Source organism: Lentilactobacillus kribbianus (assembly GCF_013184075.1).
In the GTDB taxonomy this organism is placed as follows: Bacteria; Bacillota; Bacilli; order Lactobacillales; family Lactobacillaceae; genus Lentilactobacillus; species Lentilactobacillus kribbianus.
The window spans coordinates 394,821-416,648 of the sequence record NZ_JABEQQ010000001.1 but is presented as its reverse complement, the minus strand read 5'-3'; the positions used below and the strand labels follow the sequence as shown (position 1 = coordinate 416,648).

23 protein-coding genes are annotated in these 21,828 nt (G+C 39.0%); 16 read left to right on the top strand and 7 right to left on the bottom strand.

The features are described 5' to 3' along the window. Positions 1-105: 105 nt before the first annotated feature. Positions 106-702 (top strand): NAD(P)H-binding protein, encoded by a 597-nt coding sequence (locus tag HII32_RS02240; RefSeq protein ID WP_172187874.1) that lies wholly within the window; start codon positions 106-108, stop codon positions 700-702. A 76-nt stretch (positions 703-778) separates the two neighbouring features. Here the strand turns inward: HII32_RS02240 and HII32_RS02235 are convergent, their stop codons facing one another. After that, the gene (locus tag HII32_RS02235) at positions 779-1,279 is read right to left on the bottom strand and encodes a nicotinamide-nucleotide amidohydrolase family protein (RefSeq protein WP_172187872.1); all 501 of its coding nucleotides are present in this window, start codon (positions 1,277-1,279) and stop codon (positions 779-781) included. Between the two features lie 114 nt (positions 1,280-1,393). Between HII32_RS02235 and HII32_RS02230 the strand changes: the two genes are divergently transcribed. From HII32_RS02230 to HII32_RS02215, 4 genes are all read left to right on the top strand, one after another. Next, complete coding sequence (locus HII32_RS02230; protein ID WP_172187870.1) at positions 1,394-2,059, top strand: DNA repair protein; 666 nt, start codon at positions 1,394-1,396, stop codon at positions 2,057-2,059. A 19-nt stretch (positions 2,060-2,078) separates the two neighbouring features. After that, positions 2,079-3,026, top strand: coding sequence for an aldo/keto reductase (locus HII32_RS02225; RefSeq protein WP_172187868.1), 948 nt, complete (start codon positions 2,079-2,081; stop codon positions 3,024-3,026). A gap of 144 nt (positions 3,027-3,170) precedes the next feature. Continuing rightward, positions 3,171-4,643 (top strand): ABC transporter substrate-binding protein/permease, encoded by a 1,473-nt coding sequence (locus HII32_RS02220; protein WP_172187866.1) that lies wholly within the window; start codon positions 3,171-3,173, stop codon positions 4,641-4,643. After that, positions 4,636-5,376 (top strand): amino acid ABC transporter ATP-binding protein, encoded by a 741-nt coding sequence (locus HII32_RS02215; protein ID WP_172187864.1) that lies wholly within the window; start codon positions 4,636-4,638, stop codon positions 5,374-5,376. The genes HII32_RS02220 and HII32_RS02215 overlap by 8 nt, the downstream gene beginning before the upstream one ends. 58 nt (positions 5,377-5,434) lie before the next feature. Here HII32_RS02215 and HII32_RS02210 read toward each other — a convergent pair whose 3' ends face one another. Beyond that, positions 5,435-6,058, bottom strand: a complete 624-nt coding sequence (locus HII32_RS02210) for a TetR/AcrR family transcriptional regulator (protein ID WP_172187862.1) — start codon at positions 6,056-6,058, stop codon at positions 5,435-5,437. A gap of 122 nt (positions 6,059-6,180) precedes the next feature. Further along, on the bottom strand, positions 6,181-7,113 hold the full coding sequence (locus tag HII32_RS02205) for an alpha/beta hydrolase (protein WP_172187860.1): 933 nt from the start codon (positions 7,111-7,113) through the stop codon (positions 6,181-6,183). A gap of 180 nt (positions 7,114-7,293) precedes the next feature. On the opposite strand from HII32_RS02205, the gene HII32_RS02200 reads away from it, so the two are divergent. Together HII32_RS02200 and HII32_RS02195 are read left to right on the top strand one after the other, a co-directional pair. Further along, the gene (locus tag HII32_RS02200) at positions 7,294-8,187 is read left to right on the top strand and encodes a C39 family peptidase (protein ID WP_172187859.1); all 894 of its coding nucleotides are present in this window, start codon (positions 7,294-7,296) and stop codon (positions 8,185-8,187) included. Positions 8,188-8,204: 17 nt separating this feature from the next. After that, positions 8,205-9,239, top strand: coding sequence for a DUF5776 domain-containing protein (locus HII32_RS02195; protein WP_172187857.1), 1,035 nt, complete (start codon positions 8,205-8,207; stop codon positions 9,237-9,239). A 49-nt stretch (positions 9,240-9,288) separates the two neighbouring features. On the opposite strand, the gene HII32_RS02190 is transcribed toward HII32_RS02195, so the two are convergent. Then, a complete protein-coding gene (locus HII32_RS02190) occupies positions 9,289-10,326 on the bottom strand; it encodes a YeiH family protein (RefSeq protein WP_172187855.1) in 1,038 nt (345 codons plus the stop codon). A 114-nt stretch (positions 10,327-10,440) separates the two neighbouring features. Between HII32_RS02190 and HII32_RS02185 the strand changes: the two genes are divergently transcribed. The 4 genes from HII32_RS02185 to HII32_RS02170 all read left to right on the top strand — a co-directional run bounded on the left by HII32_RS02185 (position 10,441) and on the right by HII32_RS02170 (position 15,035). Then, a complete protein-coding gene (locus tag HII32_RS02185) occupies positions 10,441-11,304 on the top strand; it encodes a LysR family transcriptional regulator (RefSeq protein WP_172187853.1) in 864 nt (287 codons plus the stop codon). A gap of 78 nt (positions 11,305-11,382) precedes the next feature. Beyond that, entirely contained in the window at positions 11,383-12,573 is a 1,191-nt protein-coding gene (locus HII32_RS02180) for an iron-containing alcohol dehydrogenase (RefSeq protein ID WP_172187851.1), read from the top strand. 136 nt (positions 12,574-12,709) lie between these two features. After that, entirely contained in the window at positions 12,710-14,068 is a 1,359-nt protein-coding gene (locus tag HII32_RS02175) for a BspA family leucine-rich repeat surface protein (RefSeq protein ID WP_172188749.1), read from the top strand. A 4-nt stretch (positions 14,069-14,072) separates the two neighbouring features. Further along, the gene (locus HII32_RS02170) at positions 14,073-15,035 is read left to right on the top strand and encodes a bacterial Ig-like domain-containing protein (RefSeq protein ID WP_172187849.1); all 963 of its coding nucleotides are present in this window, start codon (positions 14,073-14,075) and stop codon (positions 15,033-15,035) included. Between the two features lie 210 nt (positions 15,036-15,245). Here HII32_RS02170 and HII32_RS02165 read toward each other — a convergent pair whose 3' ends face one another. Next, positions 15,246-16,436 carry a multidrug effflux MFS transporter gene (locus tag HII32_RS02165; RefSeq protein ID WP_172187847.1) on the bottom strand — a complete coding sequence of 397 codons (1,191 nt, stop codon included), beginning with the start codon at positions 16,434-16,436 and terminating at the stop codon, positions 15,246-15,248. Positions 16,437-16,660: 224 nt separating this feature from the next. Here HII32_RS02165 and lepB point away from each other — a divergent pair, with 224 nt between their 5' ends. Further along, positions 16,661-17,251 carry a signal peptidase I gene (lepB, locus tag HII32_RS02160; protein ID WP_172187845.1) on the top strand — a complete coding sequence of 197 codons (591 nt, stop codon included), beginning with the start codon at positions 16,661-16,663 and terminating at the stop codon, positions 17,249-17,251. Positions 17,252-17,312: 61 nt separating this feature from the next. On the opposite strand, the gene HII32_RS02155 is transcribed toward lepB, so the two are convergent. Continuing rightward, positions 17,313-17,954 carry a histidine phosphatase family protein gene (locus HII32_RS02155; protein WP_172187844.1) on the bottom strand — a complete coding sequence of 214 codons (642 nt, stop codon included), beginning with the start codon at positions 17,952-17,954 and terminating at the stop codon, positions 17,313-17,315. 93 nt (positions 17,955-18,047) lie between these two features. Here HII32_RS02155 and HII32_RS02150 point away from each other — a divergent pair, with 93 nt between their 5' ends. The 4 genes from HII32_RS02150 to HII32_RS02135 all read left to right on the top strand — a co-directional run bounded on the left by HII32_RS02150 (position 18,048) and on the right by HII32_RS02135 (position 21,094). After that, positions 18,048-18,254 carry a hypothetical protein gene (locus tag HII32_RS02150; protein WP_172187842.1) on the top strand — a complete coding sequence of 69 codons (207 nt, stop codon included), beginning with the start codon at positions 18,048-18,050 and terminating at the stop codon, positions 18,252-18,254. Between the two features lie 46 nt (positions 18,255-18,300). Further along, positions 18,301-19,056 (top strand): exodeoxyribonuclease III, encoded by a 756-nt coding sequence (locus HII32_RS02145; RefSeq protein ID WP_172187840.1) that lies wholly within the window; start codon positions 18,301-18,303, stop codon positions 19,054-19,056. Between the two features lie 47 nt (positions 19,057-19,103). Further along, on the top strand, positions 19,104-19,655 hold the full coding sequence (locus HII32_RS02140; RefSeq protein ID WP_172187838.1) for a DUF536 domain-containing protein: 552 nt from the start codon (positions 19,104-19,106) through the stop codon (positions 19,653-19,655). Positions 19,656-19,768: 113 nt separating this feature from the next. Then, complete coding sequence (locus HII32_RS02135) at positions 19,769-21,094, top strand: C1 family peptidase (protein ID WP_172187837.1); 1,326 nt, start codon at positions 19,769-19,771, stop codon at positions 21,092-21,094. 52 nt (positions 21,095-21,146) lie between these two features. Here HII32_RS02135 and HII32_RS02130 read toward each other — a convergent pair whose 3' ends face one another. Then, on the bottom strand, positions 21,147-21,683 hold the full coding sequence (locus HII32_RS02130; protein WP_172187835.1) for a hypothetical protein: 537 nt from the start codon (positions 21,681-21,683) through the stop codon (positions 21,147-21,149). Positions 21,684-21,828: the final 145 nt, after the last annotated feature.

The window sequence follows — 21,828 nt, the reverse complement described above, 5'->3', positions numbered from 1 at the left end:
TAAGACGACGTATTAGTACGTCGTTTTTTTGTACAATTACCGGTTTAAAATTAGTGCATAGTAATTAATTAGCGTTAAAATAACTTAAAAAAGGGAGAGAATGGCATGAAAAAATTAGCGATTATTGGTGCAACTGGTTCAGTTGGAGAAACACTTGTTGAGACGGCTTTACAGCGAGATGACATCATGCTAACCCTTCTTTCCCGCGATACGACTGGTATCAAGGCTAAAGATCCGCGCCGAGAAAGAATTATTACTGGTGATGTTTTTGATAAAGTAGTTTTAGATAAGGTCCTCATTGGACAAGACGTGGTAGTGGTGGCGGTTGATAAAAACATTACCGCTATTGCCGAAGCAGTGGTGGCCACTATGAAACGAGTTAAGACAACCCGCTTGATTTTTGTTGCTTCAATGGGAATTTATGCTGAAAGTAAAACAGGTGCTACAGAGGTCCGGGAAAAAGCACCTCGGCAGGCCTATCTAGATGCTATGGAGATTGTTGAAAATGCTGACTTAGATTTTACTATTTTACGGCCGGGCTTAATTGATGATGAAGATGAAAATTATCAAATGATTAAAGATGTTGATCCGGCCAGTGGTCGGCAGGTATTGCGAAATAGTATTGCGGGAGTGGTGATGGAAATCATGGCTGAACCGCAAGATTATCGTAATGAAATTATTGGTATTGGTTGTATTGAATAAAATAAAAGGCACCCCATTAGGAATGGGGTACCTTTTTTAATATTATTAAATTAATCAAGAATGTATTTTCGATCATTTAAAAAGAATGATCTGTCTGTAATTGTTCTTTTAGTAATTGAAAACCTTGGTGCACACTTTGTTCGCGAACCTGATTGCGATTACCGGTAAAGTGAAATAACTGACCAAATGGTGTTTCATTTCGATAAGCTAAACCAATCCAGACTGTTCCGGCTGGTTGATTTTCCAAAGAGTCGGGTCCAGCTACTCCGGTAAATGAAATAGCAATATTAGTTTGCAGTTTGGCTTTGGCCTGTTGAGCCATCCAAATAGCGGTATGCTTGCTAACGACCCCATATTGAGAAATAATTTCTTTGGGAATATCCAGTAGGGTTTCCTTAGCTTCGTTAGCGTAAGTGACAAAACCACCTGGAAAAATAGCGGAAATACCGGCGACGTCCGCTAAGTTACTCTGAAACATTCCGGCAGTAAGACTTTCAGCAGCAGTAATGGACAAATTGCGTTCGATTAAAGTCTGACCAACATTAGCAATTAGTGATTGAGTATCTCTATTTTGCATAATTTTCTCCTTTACGTAAACCAAACAAACATAATTCTATTATAGTTAAGTTGAAGGCAATTACCAATTAAGTACCTTTCAGGTGCTAAAAATCAACGAACAGGTGAGATATAAATGACGCAAATTACATTGCCAGAATTGGCACAATTACTACAACAAACTGTGGGACCGCAAGACCATTGGTGGCCTAAAGAACAGTGGAATCAAATTGTGATTCAAAGCATTCTAATTCAAAATGCTACCGGAAGTAAAGTAGAGGAAGTCAGTAATCAATTAGACCATACCATTGGATTTGATTTGGCGGCTTGGCAAAAACTAAGTGAAAATGAGATTCAAGAATTGATTAAACCGGCTGGCTTATATCGAAGTAAGGCTAAGTATATCAAAGCAGCCATTAACTATTTTGCTCAGATGGATTTTAATCCTCAAACGGTTCAGCAATTAACTACCGCCACCTTACGACAACAATTACGGTCCTTACCTGGTATTGGTAATGAAACCGCAGATGTTTGGTTAGTCTTCATTTTTAATCGAGCTAAATTTATCGCTGATTCTTATGCGCGACGTTTATTTGTGACCTTAGGAGCTTCCCCCAAACTGACTTATGAGAAACTGCAACGGAGCATGGAAGCTAATTTAGAGCTAGATAATTTGCGAGCTAGAAGGTGGCACGCTTCTATTGATGAATTCGGTAAATTGTGTTTTAGTGGAAATAAGCCTAAGGGCGAACTATTAACTGATTTGCAACTACCGTCAAAAATTTTGGCGGAACTACAATAATAATTTAGGAGGTAGTGATATGACTCAGCCAAATGTGACCATTGGTGATACGGACTTGGTGACCACACCACTAGGACTAGGTACTAACGCGGTGGGTGGTAATAATTTGTTTCCCAATTTAGTTGATCAAACTGGGATTGATATTGTCAAAGCGGGGCTTAATTCTGGCATTACTCTCCTTGATACGGCCTATGCTTATGGCTTAGGTCATTCTGAGGAGTTAATCGGGAAAGCTATCAAAGATTATAACCGGCATAGCTTTGCTATCGCTACTAAAGGGGCTCAAGATTTTAGTAGTGGTCAGCAAGTTATTAATAATGATCCCCAGTTTTTAGTGCAACAAGTAGATAATAGTTTACGACGATTACAAACGGATTATCTGGATATCTTTTATATTCATTTTCCAGATGAACAAACCCCCAAAGCCGAAGCCGTGGGAGCTTTACAACGCCTAAAAGAACAAGGAAAAATTCGGGCTATTGGTATTTCTAATTTTTCACTTTCCCAAATTGTGGAAGCTAATGCTGATGGTTACGTTGATGTTGTTGAAGATGAATATAGCTTGTTACACCAACAAAATGCCAAAGAAATGATGCCTTACTTGGCTGAAAATATGATTAGCTTTGTTCCTTACTTCCCATTAGCCTCTGGATTATTGACGGGAAAGTATAACTCAGCAGTTAGTTTTGTAGATGACGATATTCGTAGTCAAATGGATGATTTTAAAGGACAACGATTTAGTGAGGCCTTGACGGCAGTAAGTCAGGTTCAACCAATTGCGGCTAGTCATGGAGCTACCATTGCTCAAGTCATTTTAGCGTGGTACATGCAAAATCCGCTGGTATCGGTAGTGATTCCTGGGGCTAAACGTCCAGAACAAGTGGAATCTAACGCACAATCGATGAGCATTGAATTAACGCCAGATGAATATCAACGCATTGATCAAGCCTTTAAATATTTCAAATAAAGCTCCCAAAAGTCCATCTTTAGTAAGATGGACTTTTTTATTTTTGCATAAAATATCCTTTTTATGAATTTATATTGCATAAATAACCATTTACAGTTATACTCATCTCTATTAGAAAAGCAGGACAGAGAGGAAGAGTAATTTATGCCAAAGAAAAAAATAGGAGTAGTGTTGGGTTTTATCTTTGCCCTAGCATTAACGATGATGCCGATGTCGCATTCAGTTCATGCTGATGATTCACTGGCTCAAATCAAGGCCAAGGGTGAGTTAGTGATGGGAACATCTCCGGATTATCCCCCATATGAATTTGAAGCAACAGTTCACGGTAAAAGTCAAATTGTTGGAATGGATGTGGAAATCGGCAAAAAAATTGCTAAAGATATGGGCGTGGAATTAGTAATCAAAAAAATGTCGTTTGATACTTTGCTAACCGGACTGCAAACCGGCAAAGTGGATATGGTTATTTCGGGGATGAATCCCACCCCAGAACGGCGACAAAATGTCAGTTTTTCGGATATTTATTATCAAGGTGGATTTGATATTTTAATTAATAAATCTGATCAATGGCGTTACCACGACAAGAATTCATTTGAGAATAAAACGGTGGGTGCGCAAACTGGTTCTACCCAGTATGTGGAATCAAAAAAACAAATTAAAGATGTCAAAATTAAAGGCATGACGTCAGCATCAGATTTGGTATTAGCCTTACAAAGTCACAAGGTAGCTGGTGTGGCCATGGAAAAGCCCACCGCAGAAGCTTATGCGGCCAATAACAAATCTTTAGTGGCTATTCCCACGCATTTTGATTTGAATGCTTCATCAACTAATTCGGCCGTAGCCTTTCAAAAAGGGAGTACGACATTGGTTAATCAAGCCAATAAATCCATCGCAACCATTAAAAAAGAACAGTTAGTGAATAAAAAGTATTTACCTGCTGCTGGTAAATATATGAAAACTAATACGGTGAACACCTCGATGTGGCATTACTGGAAGGCTTTTGCCATTGGAATTAAATACACACTGATTATTACGGTTTGCTCGGTAATTTTTGGTTTTATTATTGGTGTCATCTTAGCCTTATTACGCCAATTAAATGGAAATCCATTGAAGAACGTGATTCGTTGGTTAGCAACAGCTTACGTGGAATTTGTGCGGGGGACACCAATGATGGTTCAAGTGATGTTTGTTTACTTTGGATTAGGTCTGGTTGTTAACTTGCCTGCACTGGTTTCAGGAATTATTGCTATTTCACTGAACTCGGGCGCTTATGTAGCCGAATATATTCGAGGAGGAATCAATTCAGTGGATCCTGGGCAAACCGAAGCCGCTAGAAGCTTAGGAATGTCTAAAGGCCTTACCATGCGGTACGTGATTTTGCCACAAGCTTTAAAGAACATTTGGCCTTCTTTAGGAAACGAATTTATTACCTTAATTAAAGACAGTTCCATTGTATCCATCATTGGGGTCACAGAACTAATTTATCAAGCTAATATTGTTCGTTCGGATACGTATCGAGGAGTAGCGCCGATTGCGGTCATCATGGTGATCTACTTTATTTTGACCTTTACGGCATCTAGGATTTTAAATCACTTCGAAAAGAGGATGAAACATGACTAAAACAATTATCGAGGTGAAGGACCTCACTAAAAATTATGGGGATAAGGAAATTTTAAAAGGTATCAGTGAACAAGTGAATCAGGGACAAGTGATTGTTGTAATTGGACCTTCTGGTAGTGGTAAAAGTACCTTTTTACGGTGCTTAAATTTACTGGAAACTCCGACTAGTGGGGCGGTTTTATTTGAAGGACAACAATTGATTGGCTTAAAGGAAGCCCAATTGGATAAGTTACGGAAAAAAATGGGAATGGTTTTTCAAAGTTTTAATTTGTTTCCCAACATGAATACCTTGGAAAACGTGAAACTAGCTTTGACTAAAGTGAAGAAGATGTCAGTCACTCAAGCGGCTGACATCGCTAAACAGCAGTTACAAAAGGTGGGGATGCTTGATTATGCTACACAATTTCCTAGTAGTTTGTCAGGGGGACAAAAACAACGGGTAGCGATTGCCAGAGCATTAGCGATGCAACCAGAAGTGATGTTATTTGATGAACCAACTTCGGCATTAGATCCAGAAATGGTCGGGGAAGTATTAAATGTGATGAAAGCTTTGGCTAATAAGGGTATGACAATGGTAGTAGTTACTCACGAAATGGAATTTGCCAAATCAGTCGCAGATCAAATTTGGTTTATGGCCGATGGCTACATTCAAGAAACCGGGACCCCAGAAGCGTTTTTTACGCACCCACAGACTAAGCGGGCCCAGGATTTTATTAGTAAATTAACGCATTAAAATATAAAAAAGCCTTCATTATCAATATCAATTCAATGACAATGAAGGCTTTTTTAATTTAGGAAACAATTAAGAGGCGTTGATTTTCTTTAGCAATCGCTGGCAACACGATGTCATCCACCCAGTGAGTGATCATTTCTGAACTAACTGGTTGACCAGAAAGGTAATTTTGGTAGCGAATTAGTTGAAATAATACTAGTTTGGTGGTGATTGGTAATTTGATATTTTGCTTAATTTCACCGCGTTTTTTTGCTAGCTTGGTGGTTTTACGCATTAATTTGAGCGCATAACGATGAGTTGCTTTGAGTAACTTTTTAGTGGGCCAATCTTGGTGCTGCAATTCGATAATGAGAATTCGATTGAATTCATCTGGCAGCCGAATCACGTAATCAGCGAATTGATTACCAGCGTATATTAAGTCAGCTCGTAAACTACCGTTATCAAATTCCAGGGCTTGCATACACTGTTCGTCATTTTGAGTCCAATTATCGATGGTAGCCACGCTTAAATCCAACGGATTCATCCAATAATGATGGATAACGGAGCGACTAACTTGAGCTGCTTTTTTGATTCGCTTAAAGGTAATATCTTTAAAGTGCTGAGTTTGAAGCATTTGATACGTTGCCGCAAAAATATCGTCAATAACTACGTCACTCTTACGACGAGTGAATATACTGGGCATAAATACCTCCTATTTTTATGATAAATATAGCTAAACCATCATTGCTATTGTAGCATGTTTTGAGAATTCTGTTGGCGCTTTCATAAATTAATAAAAAAATCACCCCGATGAGGTGATAGTCATTAATTAAAATAGCGATTTAAAAAGTCTGTAATATGAGCTTGGTAGGCCTTGGGATCAATCCAAAAACTTTCAGCATGGGTGGCATCTTTAACAATCCATTTTTCCTTCGGTCCAGCAGTGGCGGCGTAATTTTCTTCAACCATTTCCGTGGGCACGTAAGTATCTTTTTCACCATGAATAAAGAAAATGGGTAAATGATTTTTTTGCAGTTGTTCAATGGATGACACTTGTTTTAAGTTAAAGCCTTGACGGCGCTTGTTAATCATACTAACAGTAGGTAGGAGCGGGTATTTAGGCAAATGATACAAGCGCTTGAGTAAATAAGTTAATTCAGAGTTGATATTTGAGTAACCACAATCAGCAATGATCACCTTTACTTGTGATGGTAATTGTTCACCACTAAGCATTTCTACCGTAGCACCACCCATGGAAACCCCGAATAAAATAATGCGACAGTCATTACCTAAGGACTCGATAATTTTATTTAACCAGTCCAAATAATCAAGCCGATCTAACCAGCCGAAAGTAATGTATTTACCAGTAGATTGCCCGTGAGCACGACTATCAGGTAGCAAAACATTAAATCCCAGATCATGAAACATTTTGGCATAATTGGCCATGGTTTCACCGTTACCTTTGTAGCCGTGAGCAATAATCACCACGTCTTTAGTCGCTTTCGTAGCGGGAACATAGGTTGCTGCTAATTGAGTGTCAGTATTGGGATTTAGGTACCAAGTTCGAGTGGGTTTCGTGTGCAACCAGTCAACGTAATCGTAATATTGTTGGGCATATTTTTGTTTGTCCGCCGAGGTGGCTGGTACTTCGTCCACACGATCAAAGACAAAATTATAGAGCCGCTCTGAAACATCTAACAAGCCGGTAACCGTGATCACCGGTAAGGCAATTGCTGCTGCCATTCTTCCTTTTTTCATATCAATTCCCTCTTTATCTAGTGATCTTAGTAACCATATTCTAACCGTTTTTAGAGTTTAATTTCAATTGAAAGGGATGCTTCACACACAATCATTACCAAAAATTTGCTAACAAATGATACTAATGCCTGTGCTATACTAATATAGTTATATTCATAAATTTATACTTTGGGGGTTACCATGAAAATACCGGTATTAATCGGCTTAGTTAGTGGTGGACTATTGTTTGCTGCTAGCGGATTAAGGGTGGCCGCAGCTACTACTAACGAAACGACCGCAGCACCAGCACAAGCTACCAGTACTTATTCATCAGCAGCACCAACCAAATATTTACCTATTAAATCGTTGAAAAAAGTTAGTTATTACACGCAAATGGGTGCTAATAACAAGAAAAATTACAACGTTTATAAAAGTGGTGCTGCCAAAACCAGTGCTGCTAATATGAAAGCTATTGCTAAAGGCAGTAAATGGGCTAATAAAGAAATTCACATTACCAGAGAAGAACGAACGCAAGATGGTTTGTGGTTGAAATTTACATATAGGGGAACTACCTCCGGCTGGATTCACGAACATGGTACCAATATTAAAAACAGTCGCAAATTATACGCTCCCCTGATTGGGCAACGGCCGGAACTGCCTACGGGGTGTGAAATTACAGCGGTCACCATGATGCTGCAATATAAAGGGGTTCACGTCACGAAAACCCAATTGGCTAATGCGATGCCACGCAGTTCCAATCCTAATAAAGGATTCGTTGGCGACCCATATAAGGCCTCAGGGTGGTATGTTTATCCTAAGGGACTATTAAAAACCGTTAAAAAATATGGCGGTTTATCTAAAGACCTCACCGGGGATTCATTTGGTACTTTCAAGAAATATATTAAGGCCAATAAGCCAGTGGTTGTTTGGTTAGCCAATGTTGACGGTTTTCCTAATCACGCGATTACTTTAACTGGTTATAGTAGTACCCGTGCTTATTACAATGATCCGTGGACTAAGAAGCGGACCTCAATGAAACTAACTAGTTTTAAGAGTCATCGTAAAGCTGATGCTTATCGTGCACTCAGCTATTAATTAAGGGAGGGTTTATCATGAAAAAAATAAGGATGACTATGTTGATGGCCGTAATGGGGATGCTAATTGGTGGCAGTCAAGTGGCTGCGGCTAATAGTAAGTATTACACGGCTAATCCGACAATTGTCAAAGCTAAAAAAGGTTTGTATGAATATAAGGATGTTAACCGAACTAAAAGGGCTAAATTAGTCCACAAAGGTACCATGCTGCACGTAATCGGTATGAAGCACACTACTAAAAAAACGCCGGTATTGAAAGTTAGTGGTAATTACTATGTAACGGCTAATAAGCAGTATGTTGCGAAAACTTCTGGTTACCAAAATCCTAAGCAATACTATCAAGTTGCTAACACCCAAATTAAACCATACGGTAAAGTAGGCTATATGGTTAAACGTAATTATGAAGGTATCAAAACTTGGAAGATTATGAAAAAAATGGGAACCTTCTACGGTTATAATAAATACAATACCGCCACTTATAATGCGGTTAAAGCCTTTCAAAGTAAGCACCATTTAAAGGTAACGGGAAATGTTGACGAAAAGACCTGGGTTAAAATGGGTTTTTCTAAATCATCATTTACCGCTATTGATTCATACATTGCACCATTAGGGGCTCATGCTTGGAATACCCGGTCACAACATATTGAAGCGATGATTAAGCAAGCTTACAAATACAAGAATAAACTATACTTAGTGGGTTCTTCTTCAGAACCAAGTTATGGTACTGATTGCTCTGGATTAGCTATGCAAGCTATGTACGCCGGTGGGGTTAACCCATTACCAACGTCATCGATTCACCATGCTTACCCTGGTAATGAATGGAACAGTCGTAATTTGTGGGCGGCTAAAAAGTTACGTAAAGTGGCTTACAATCAACGTCAACGCGGTGATTTGATTTTTTATTATCAACCAGGAACTCACACTATCTGGCATGTAGCCATTTATTTAGGCCATAATAAAGTAATTGAAAGTTGGCCACCAAAGATCATGGTTCAACCAATTCAAAATAGTCAACGTTCAGACATTGCTGGTGTTAAACGGGTCTTTAATTAAGACAATAAAAAAGAGCAACTTCGCTTTTAAACGAAGTTGCTCTTTTTGCTTAGAAGAATAACTTGCTGGCAGTAGCCACACAAATTAATAAAATAGTTGAAGCAATCGCAGAAGCACCAAATGGTTTAGCACCTCGGTTAATAATAACTTTAAAGTTAACACTCATTCCCAAAGCGGCCATGGCCATTCCAAGGAAAATGTAAGCTAATTTAACTAACCAAGCTAAAACGGTAGCTCCTAAAGGCACAAAAGTCCCAATAACACTAGCTAAGATGAAACCAGCCATGAACCATGGAATTGGTAGTTTACCATTGGCTTCAGTTTGGGTACCATTTTTCTTGGCTTGTTTTTGCCACCAGGCGCCGATAATAAACGCAGCTGGCGCAAGTAAAAGTACTCGAGATAATTTGGTGATAATGGCACTGTCTAAACTAACCGGACCACCAGCACCACCGGCAGCAACCGCATGAGCGATTTCGTGAAGAGTACCACCAGTCATAACCCCAAATTGAGTGGGGGTCATGTGAAGAAGGGGTTTGAGGCCGATTTCAATTAAAGTAAAGACTGTTCCCATAATGGCAACAACAGCAACTGCTAGTACTTCATCTTCATGCTTTTTTTGTTGTTGATCTTCAGGGACCGTAATTTGAGGTGAAATCCCCATAACTGCGGCGGCACCACAGATACCAGTACCACTAGCAGTAAGAATTGATAATGCTGGATCTACGCCCATTTTGCGAGCAATCCAATAAGTTAAGATGATGGTTCCAGTAACCACGAAAATAGCTAAAGTGATAGTTTTAACCCCAGCAGCGGCTAAATCAACTAAGTTTAATTTAAATCCTAATAAAATAATACCTAAACGCAAAAACTTATTTGAAATAAATCCAATACCGCTTTCAGCGGCTTCAATTCCTGTTCGCCAAACTTGAAAAACCATTCCCAATAATAGGGAGATAACTAATGAACCCACGACAGCTAAGTAAGGTAAAGTAGCCAAAAAGGTTCCTGCGACCGCACAAATCAAGGTGAACAAGGCGGCTACCCAAAAGCTTCTGGTGGACATTGTTTCAATAATTGCTTTCATAAATCCATTCCTCTCCAAAACACAGTATACTTTGATTTTACTAGTTTGCTTTCATAAAATAAAATTATGATTTATTATTAGTTAATAACCAATACTTATATAAGGAGAAATAAGATGCTAGATCACCGCTACCATACTTTTTTAACCTTAACCAAAACTGGTTCTTATACAGCGACCGCCGACAGATTATTTATTAGTCAGCCTGCCGTTACTCAGCAAATTAAAAGTTTAGAGCATGAGTTGGGAGTGCAGTTGGTTAGTTATCACCGTCCCCATTTAGAAATCACTACCGCAGGTCATCAACTGGCTTTATTTGTGGCTTCTTTAGAAGTTCAATCGCAGCAAATGATTAAACAAATTAAAACGGCAACAGCCGAACGTCAAATCTCGTTTGTGGCGACCTTGTCAGTGAGTGAGTTCTTGGTTCCCCAATTGATTTTAAAATTAAAACAACAAGGATACACCAACATTAATTGTCAAACTGCCAACACTCAAGTAGCTTTACAACAGTTAGATGATGGTAGTAGTCAATTTGCTTTAATTGAAGGTAATTTTGATAAAGCTAATTATGATTACCAAATCATTCGCCAAGAACCCTTTATTGGAGTGGCTGCTGCTAGTAATCCGCTGGTACAACAAACCGATTTGCGGTTAGCCAACTTGTTATCTGAGCCGTTATTATTAAGAGAAGTTGGTTCCGGCACCCGTGATATTTTTCAAAGTTTGGCTCAATCCCAAAATATTAGTATCACGGAATTTAAACAATTGATTACGATTGACAATCCGACGGTAATTCGAGAGCTCTTGTTAGAAGATGTGGGAATTAGTTTTATGTACCAATCTTTGGTGAAAACAGAACTGGCGACAGGAAGATTAGCTAAGCTCCCATTAAAGGATCTGCAATTGCAGCACGAATTAGTATTAGTGTGGCCTAAAAATAGTTATTTTGCCGCTGAATATGAGCAATTATTAAAATAGTTTCAGCTAGTTTTCTTCATTATTAATAAAGCGTATACTATGGTTACTAACAATTAATTAGCAACCGGAGGTATTCTTATGCAAGATTTTCGTTTTCACAATACAACAGATATTCGTTTTGGTACGGATGTCATTGATGCGGGACTTCATGATGCCATTACGCAATTTGGCCGGAACGTTTTATTAGTTTATGGAGGTCAATCCATTAAAAAATCTGGTCTTTATGCCCGAGTTAAGAGTTTGCTGGCTGATTTAAATATTACGGAATTAGCTGGCGTTGAACCTAATCCTAAAATTGATTCAGTTCGAGCCGGACAACAACTAGCTAAGGAAAATAACGTAGATGTCATTTTAGCAGTTGGTGGTGGTTCAGTGATTGATGCTAGTAAAGTGATTGGATCAGCCTACTACTATGATGGCGATCCTTGGGATTTAGTGCTAGATAGCTCTTTACGAATGGATATTAAGCAACTACCATTAGTCGACATTTTGACACTTGCTGCGACGGGAACCGAAATGAACTTTGGTTCGGTTATTTCAAATCCAGACACTAATCAAAAATTAGGAACTGGTGGTCCTAACTCTCCGGCAGTTTCCTTTTTAGATCCTACGTTGACCTATACTGTCTCTGCCTTGCAGACGGCGGCCGGTTCTATGGATATTTTTAGTCACCTAACGGAACAATATTTTGATGCAGAAACGGATAATGACGCTTCTAAAGGGATGATTGAAGGTTTAATGCGTTCAGTTATCAAGTGGGCGCCGGTGGCTTTAGCGGAACCAGATAATTATGCGGCTCGGGCTAATTTAATGTGGACTGCTACGATGGCGTTAAATGGTATTGTCCGCTTGGGGGGCAAAAATAGTTGGACGGCGCACCCGATGGAACACGAATTATCTGCTTATTACGATATTACTCACGGCGTGGGCTTGGGTATCTTGACACCCCGCTGGATGCAATATATTTTAAATGAACAAACCGTGAGCTTATTTGCTCGTTTCGGTCGTAATGTTTGGCAAATCGTGGGCGATGATGACATGGCAGTAGCTCAAGCAGCCATTGTGGCTACCTATGATTGGATTAGTTCATTGAATTTCCCAATGACTTTACCAGGCGTAAAAATAAATGATGAGACTAACTTTGATGTCATGGCCCAAAGTGCGGTTAAGGTCGGTCATTTAAACGAATCAGCATATGTAACCTTGGATGTTGATGATGTTAAAAATATTTATCGAGAAGCGATGCAACCAATGAAGTTTGAGTATTAAATAAAAGTAGGATCTAATTTAGATCCTACTTTTTTATTTTGGTAAGCTTTTTTGCAGTAAAAAATTAGAAATTAATTTAGGATAGTAATATGAAATATATACCGCATTAACTATATTGATTATTGGGGGACTGAATATGCAAAAACGAGGAAAGACCGCGACTAAAGTTCATTATAAAATGTATAAAGATGGTAAGCACTGGGTAGTAGCTGGGATTGCCACTGCTTTATTGGGTGGAGGATTATGGGTATTGCAACCCAATAATGTTAAAGCAGCCACCTCACCGGAAGTAACTGCTAGTACAACATCTACTGCAACGGTCAATAAAGAGACCAATGATACAGCTAAAACTGTAACACAGTTAGCTAAGCAAGTATCATCTCAGAATCAATCGGAAACTGGTGCCAAACAAATGGCTACTAGTGAGACTACTTCAGATAAATCTGAGGTTGCTAGTGGCAACGATACCAATAAAACTGCAGCCATTGTTAAGCAAAATGATTCTCCAACCGATGATAGGCAAAGTGAAAGTATTGATGGTACTAATTCAAATAATAATACCGCAACGTCAACTTTAGATGACCAGACTGTATCTAACTCTGCAAGAAAAGATACTCCTGAAGACGATGCTAAAACAGCAACCGGTACTAAGCAGCCAGCAGGTAGTGATATCTTAGCCACTAAAACGCCTTCCAATGCTACTGCAGTACATAAATTAGAAACTAAGTCTAAAACAACACCCAAGGCCAACACTTTAAGCGGAACGGACGGTACCGTTGCTTGGAATATTGATGATGATAGTATTTTACATTTTGGTGCCGGTATCTTTAGTAATAATAGTGATCAACACAGAAACTGGCAGAGTCAAGATAATATAACTCAAATTAGTTTTGATGGCAAAGTGGTCTTGCCTGTGGATTCATCATGGTTGTTTGCTAATTTAGATTCGTTGACCACTATTTTACTTCCAGAAAATATTGATGCCAGTCAAGTTGCCAATGCCGCTCATATGTTTGATAATGACCGATCGCTTACGAGCCTAGATCTATCTCAGCTTAATACAAGTAATATGACTGATATGAGCTATATGTTTTCGGGTGATACAGCGTTAACCACAGTCAATCCAGAAAATTGGGATACTAAAAATGTGGCTGATATGACCAGTATGTTTCGAAGTACGGCCTTTAAAACTTTAGATTTATCGAAATGGAATACCAGTAAGCTCACTGCTTTATCATCAATGTTTACCCAAATGCCTTTTTTGACTGATTTGAATTTAGCTAATTGGGATGTTTCGCATGTGGATAGTCATAATGGGCAAGGATTTCTCTTTTTATTAGGCGGTGATTCATTGCTTAGCAATTTTAATAATACCGGCTGGCATGTAGATAGTGCTATAGTCGATGGAATGTACTTTTACACTAATTTATCTACGATTGATTTATCGTGGTTTGATAATTATATATGGTGGAACTGGGGTATTTACTGGAAATAACGTTGTGACAAAAATTATTTTGGGTTCTAAAACTATGGAAATTGATTCAATAGGTGGTTTAGATGAGGTTCCTATCCCCGGTTATTCTACTAATTGGTATAAATTAAATGCTGATGGCTCTATTGATTACAGTCATAATTGGGATAATTACACTTTAATGGGGAATAATTACGATCCAGAAACTGGCGAACCCACTGGGCAACGAGCTACAGATCCGGGTACCTATGTGTTAATTCAAACGGCCATCTACGCACATGACAGTACAATTAAAGTTGGTCAAACATGGAATAAAAATGATAATCTATCGGATTCCTACGACTATCATGGCAATAAGATTGATCCTAATAATATTCAAGTAGTAGCTGGAAATGTTGATACTAATACCCCTGGTCAATATGTCATTACTTATTCTTATACTGATGATTTTGGACGGACCGTTACAGCTAAAGCTACTGTTACCGTTGTTCCTAATGATGATGGTGGGACTACACCAACGGATCCCACTGACCCGGATAACCCAACCACACCAACGGATCCAACCAATCCCACTGACCCGGATAATCCGACTACACCAACGGATCCAACCAATCCAGTTGAGCCTGGTAATCCCACTGAACCTAATATTCCTTCGACACCATTGGATCCCAGTGAACCAAATCAACCCCAACCGGAAGAACCAAGTAATCCAGCTATGCCTGATTTGCCAAATACTTCAGTTAAACCAAGTAATCCAGGAAAGCAACCGGGACACGATAATCATATTAATGAACCAGCAGCAAAGCCCGAAACGGTTAATAGTGGTAAAAACAATCTTTCCGCTAAAACTCAAGTAAGTAAAACTGCTCAAGCAAAATTACCACAAACTAATGAAAGTAAAGCTTCTGCCTCAGTATTAACCGTGGCCGGACTAGTGATTTTAGCTTTAATCGGCGGTTCATTAGGGTTAACCAAAAAGAAGCGTAACTAAAAATATTGAATTAATCTTTCCTTAAACTCATTTTAAGGCAGTTTTAAGTCACCTTTTCTATACTCTGTAACAAGTCAATCGAAGGATTGATGCAAACTCTAACTTTAATTTACAGCAGCACATGATTACTGATTCCCAGCCAGAATCAGTAATGATGAATTTTCCCTCTAATACTAAAAAGGATGGTCGCAGTGGTGAGCGATCATCCTTTTATTTTTTGGTAGCTAAACGAAGCAGCCAGCTACCACCTAAACAACAGCAAAGCAACGTCACGGCCATTGGTAGATAAGTATGAGTTCCCATTAAGCCAACGATAGGAGCCATTAGGCTACTGATAGTATTTTGAGAAACTCCTAGTAAAGCGGAAGTACCACCGGAATTAGTACTATTACTGTTCATGACAATAGAAGTAATGGTAGTAAGCAACATTCCCACCATAATCAAAATTAAGAAAATGAGGGCGATTACTAAAACCAGATTTTGATACCATAGTGAACTGATTACTAAAATAACACTTAAAGAAGTTGCACTCATAAACGCAAACCAGGTTTGTCCTGATAGTGAATAGTGCTTAGAAAGGCGGCCAGGGAGGGCAGAACCTAGGGCAATTGCAATTCCGTTAACCGCATATAATAAGCTAAAGGCACCAACAGACATATGAAAATCTGTTTGAAAAACAAATGATGATGCAGAAATATAACTAAACAAAGCACCATAAATCAAACCGGCAATGATCAGTAACCGAACAAAGGACCATTTTTTTAGCAACTTGAACATTTCCAAAATGGTAGTGAAAGAACTTCCGGTTACGCGTTGATCAATGGCTAAGGTCTCTGGCAACCCTAGGATAATGGCTGCCACTACAATCATACCGATTACGGCCAACAACATGAAAATACCTTGCCAACCAGTATAATGAACCAACATGCCACCAATGACGGGAGAAATTACTGGGAAAATACCATTAACGGCAGAAAGCATTGCGTAAAACTGAGTTAATAACGGACCAGAAAATAGATCACGAGCAATAGCCCGAGATAATACCTGTCCACTAGCTCCCGCTAATCCCTGAATGAAGCGCAGCCCAATTAGAATATAAATAGAAGAACTAAAAGCAATTAATAGGGAAGCTAAAGCAAAAGTTAAAAAACCGATGATTAACGGAATTTTGCGACCGTACTTATCACTTAAAGGCCCCGCAATTAATTGCCCTAATGCCAAACCTAACAAGCAAGCACTCAAGCTCAATTGCAGCAAACTAGCGGAGGTGTGTAAGGCCTGAGTCATTTCGGGCAGGGCTGGTAAATATAAATCAATGGACAGAGGACCCGTAGCACTAATGGTGCCTAACAGAATAATTAACCAAATTCGTTTGGCCAATGACGGATTATTGGATGTCATAAAATACCTCCTTTAGGTAATAATGAGCTAGATAAGTAATAATTAACAAACATTTAACAAGTAAAGCTGGTTTAGTACCAACTAGTTTTATGTCATATAATTGATGTCCTTAAACCTCTTCATCCAGTGGTGGATTAACGATATGACGAGAGGCTTATGGTATAATCAATAATGATCAGGGATAAATATTCCTAATAAAGTCGTTAAAGGAGTCTTCTCAACTAATGAAAACATTAAAAGAAATATTGAGTTGGATTATTCCCATTGCGGTTGGGTTAGCAATTGCCTTTTTACTAAGAACTTTTGTTATTACAATCGCGCGGGTAGATGGTCCTTCGATGGAACCTAACTTAGTAAACAACGAACGAATGATTGTTTGGCGTCAAGCCCAAATCAAACATAATAGCGTCATTGTTTTTGATGCTTATGGGCAAGACCCAGCTGCTACCACTAAAAATACTGATTACGTTAAGCGAGTAATTGGGATGCCTGGTGATACGGTTTCCAGCAAAGATGGTAACCTTTACGTTAATAATAAGCTGGTTAAACAAAATTACATCAGCAAGTATCAACGAACTCAAGGTACTGGTAACTGGGACTTAAAGAGTTTATCAGCTCGTTGGCAAAAGAATAACGGTGCTACTAAGGTTCCTAAGGGACAATACTTTGTAATGGGTGACCACCGTAGTGTATCTAATGATGGCCGTTACTGGGGCTTCGTTCCTAAGGATAAAGTGATTGGCGTGGCTAAAGTACCATTCTGGGAAACTAATAAAACTAAACGTAATAACGTTAATAATTTAGCTTATAACTAAATTAAGAGCTGGTACAGATTAAATCTGTACCAGCTTTTTATTTAACGCTACTTAAGGGATTCTATTGGTTGTATTTAATAATACGGGGCTTTTTGACGTCAGTGACATCGATAGTAGTAATACTACCATTTTCTGGCTGCTTTAGTAATGGTTGATCTGGTGTTAATAAGGTGGCCAAGGTACGAATGTAGGTACCGTGACTAACCACTAAGCCATTTTGACCATCTTCTAGTTGAGTAGCTAAGTAGCTCAAGGCGGCATGGATTCGATCAGCTACTTCTTGGCCCGCTTCCGCTTCATGAAAAGGATCAGTATCTTTCATGAAATCACGAATTTTTAAAATACCAAATTCGGCCACTAAATCGGCCTGACGTTGATATCCTAACGGGCGAGAAATCATATTCCAAGTGTGAGTACTATTTAAGCCTTCAAATGAGCCAAAATAGGCTTCTCTTAAATCACTTAATTGTTCTGATGCTGGTCCCATTGGCATTGCCTCTTGCCGAATTAATTCAAGAGTTTGCATGGCACGTCCTAAATCAGAACTAGCGGCATAGTCAAAAGTGACGTCGGCTAATCTTTGACCGGTTGCTAACGCTTGTTGTTGACCTTTTTGGGTGAGGGGAGAATCAATCCATCCCTGCATTTTATTGAAGTGGTTGAGCAGTGTTTGCCCATGGCGAACAAGATAAATGGTTTTCACATTCTAACCTTCTTTTTTTATACTACCTTTAGCTTATCAAATTAATTGACTTTTACCATCAAATTTATATGATTAGGCAAAGGGGGAGTTACTATGTTAACGATTAAATATCACGATAGCAGTTCTGAAAGTGTCATTCAATACCCATCTGCAGCTGCTTTTGTGGCTAACCAACGGCTAGAAGTACCCGATTTAGAAGATTATTATCGCGTGATTAAAGCTGATGTTGACGGTCAGTCCATTGACCTGGGAGTAGATGCTACTATTTTAGGATTATACAAAAAATTGTCGCAAAAATAAATGAATGATAAACTGACCCTAAGTAAATAAAAAGAGGGTGCGGTTTATGAAACTTATTTCTTGGAACGTCAATGGAATTCGTGCCGCCATAACTCATGGTTTTATGGATGTATTTAATGAGTTAGAGGCGGACGTTTTTTGTTTGCAAGAAACCAAGGTCCAAGCAGATCAAGTAACGCTTGATTTGCCGGGTTATTACCAATATTGGAGTTACGCGCAACGAAAAGGATATTCGGGGACGGCAATATTTACTAAAGTAAAACCCATTGCCGTAACGGAAGGTCTAGGGGTTGCCGAATTAGATCAAGAAGGCCGTCTTTTAACCGCGGAGTTTGCGGATTACTACGTAGTTTGTTGTTACACGCCTAATTCTCAACCGAAATTAAAGCGTTTGGCATTTCGCCAAACCTGGGACGCTGCCTTTTTAAATTATATTAATCAATTAAACACTCGCAAACCAGTCATCTTTTGTGGTGATTTAAACGTAGCTCATGAAGAAATCGATCTGAAAAATCCTAAAACCAATCACCATAATGCGGGTTTTTCTGATGAAGAACGGGCTGATTTTACCAAATTGCTGCAGTCAGGTTATACGGATACGTTCCGGTATTTGTATCCTGAACAAGGTGGTATTTATTCATGGTGGAGTTATCGTTTTCATGCGCGTGATACCAACGCTGGTTGGCGAATTGATTATTTTGTTACCAGTGATAGTTTGCAATCTAAAATTAAAGATGCCCAAATTTTAACGGATATTTATGGCTCCGATCACTGCCCAGTTGAACTCGATTTCGCAAACTAACTTTGCGAACCGCAAATCCATGGTATACTAGTAGGCGAGGTGATACAATGGCAGAATCAATCAAAGATATCGCGGACGAACTTGGTGTATCGAAAACCGCAATTCGCAAACGAATGACCGATGAGTTCCGAAAAACACAAACCGAAAAGCAAGGTAATAAAATCCTAATTAAGGATGAAGGAGTGGCTGAATTAAAGCGCCAATTTGAAGAAGCCGGTACTATTAATACCAGCGATGATAATTCAGTGGATGATCATGGCGACGAATCTGAATTGACCGCCCAAGAGCTAGAGATTTTAAGTGATCAATTAACTAGCCAAAACGATCAATTAAAGGAAAAGGATCGCCAAATTGCTGAATTACATAAGCTACTCGATCAATCTCAACAACTTCAACTCGATGTCCAACAACGAATGAAGAAAATTGAAGGTGAACAAAAACCGGTAGCAGCGATCGAAACAGCGGCCACCACTGATTCAGTTGCTGGCTCGAAAACAGAAATACCGGAAAAAAAGTCTAATGCTAGCCACCAAACTTTTACCAATCCTAAAAAACAAACTAAGCGTCGGGGTTGGTGGCCATTTGGTCGTAAAAATTAATTAATTAAGTGACGGGATACCGTCGCTTTTTTTATACCTACAGTTAAATTGGTTGTACAAATGGGTTGAACCAACTAAACTAGTAACCAAATTAATTAAATGGAGGCTCGCTAATGAATGATGACGGACAAATATTAGATCAAGCGGTCATAAAACAACTACACGAAAACTATAAGAACACGCCCCAAGCTGACGTTTTACAGCGTACTATTACGCAAAATGGGGTTAACGCTGCAGCAACAGATCCAGCAGCGACGATCAGATTAGACCCGGTTTTTTCATTAGAGGTAAAGACTGGTAAAGTAACTAATCAACGTCGTAGTGGCCGGTGCTGGATTTTTTCTACTACCAACATGTTGCGCCATAATTTTGCCCAAAAGTATAACGTCAAAGATTTTGAATTGTCCGAAAAATATTTATTTTTCTGGGATAAAATTGAACGAGCTAATATTTTTTACGAACGCATGATTGCGACTGCCAGTCGACCAGTAGATGATCGTGAAGTGGCCTTTTACTTGAGCATGCCGGATGAAGACGGGGGCCAATGGGCGATGGCCGCTGGTTTAGTCGAAAAGTACGGAGTCGTGCCCGCTAGTGCTTATCCTGAAACGGCTAATTCCAAAGATAGTAGTGGTTTTAGCCTAGTATTGAACCAAAAATTACGTAAGGATGGTCTTAAACTACGCGAATTAGTTAATCATGGGGACAATGATGCTGAAATCAAACGCGTCCGCCAAGCAATGCTTCAAGAAGTATACCGACTAGCGGTTTATTCCTTAGGTGAACCGCCCACTAGTTTTGATTTAGTTTATCGAGACGACAAGGATAACTATCATCGGGATAATCAAATTAAGCCATTAGACTTTTACCATCAATATTTTGATATGGATTTGAGTGATTACGTGGTAGCAACTAACTCACCCGATAAGCCAATGAATCAACTATATTCCCTTCCCAGCGAAGATAATATTATCGGCGGTCGTAAAATTGAATTTGTGAACCTACCAATGACAGCACTCGAACAAACAGCAATTGCCCAATTGCAAGATGGTGAAACGGTTTGGTTTGGTAACGATGTATTACTACAAATGGATCGCAAAACAGGTTATCTAGATAGCCAACTTTATCGATATGATGAGTTATTTGATATTAATACTCAAATGACTAAGGCGCAGCGCTTGGCTTACCATGATGCAGCAGTTTCTCATGCCATGACATTAACTGGAGTAGACTTAGTGGATGGTCAACCACGCAAATGGAAGGTCGAAAACTCCTGGGGTGATAAGAGCGGTAACGCGGGTTACTTCACCATGAATGAAAACTGGATGCAAGATTACGTATACGAAGTTGTTGTTAATAAGAAGTATCTTAGTGATGAACAACAAGCAATTCTAAAGCAAACGCCAATTGTTTTGCCAGCTTGGGATTCATTAGCTTAACGGTAACTAAAAAAGCTATGACAAATTTTTATTTTGTCATAGCTTTTTTTAGTTATTTAACTCGAACCAAAACGCGATTAGCTCGATCGCCATCTAAATCATGGACGGCTTTGTAACCAGTCATTTTATGATGAGTAGCTTTATTAGTGCCGTTCACAGTTTTATTTTTAATGGTAAGCGTTTGGGTCATCGAAATGCCACTTAGTTTACCCTTCATTTTGAATTTAGGGGCGGATTTAGTACCCGACACGGTATAAGTTAAAGTTCCTTGTTTATTTAAACCGTGGGCTTTTTTAGCGGCTGCTAGTGAAGTGTATACTTTATCAGCACTATAAAGGGTTACTTTATTATCCTTGAAATAATAAGCATCAATTCCATGGCTGGCATTGCCATTAATCGAATCGGTTAAATACCAAAGATGCTTAGTTTTAGTAATTTGTTTTTTAACATTCACTGTTTTCGCGGTATTTTGCATGCTGGCTTTACTGTGATCTTGCGATTTCTTGTAATTTGATTGACCACAACCGGCTAATAGTAATACTAGAGCTAGGGTAGTTCCCACAGTGCCGGTTAATTTATTGATTTTCATTTGAATTCCTTTCCATGAAATACATTACACGGTTTTTGACTTCCAATACGTAGATTCTACCATAAATAAAGCTTAAAAAAACAGGTAGCATTATTTGACAATCAGGTTGGAAAACTATTTACTAGAACTATTATGAGGTGAGAAT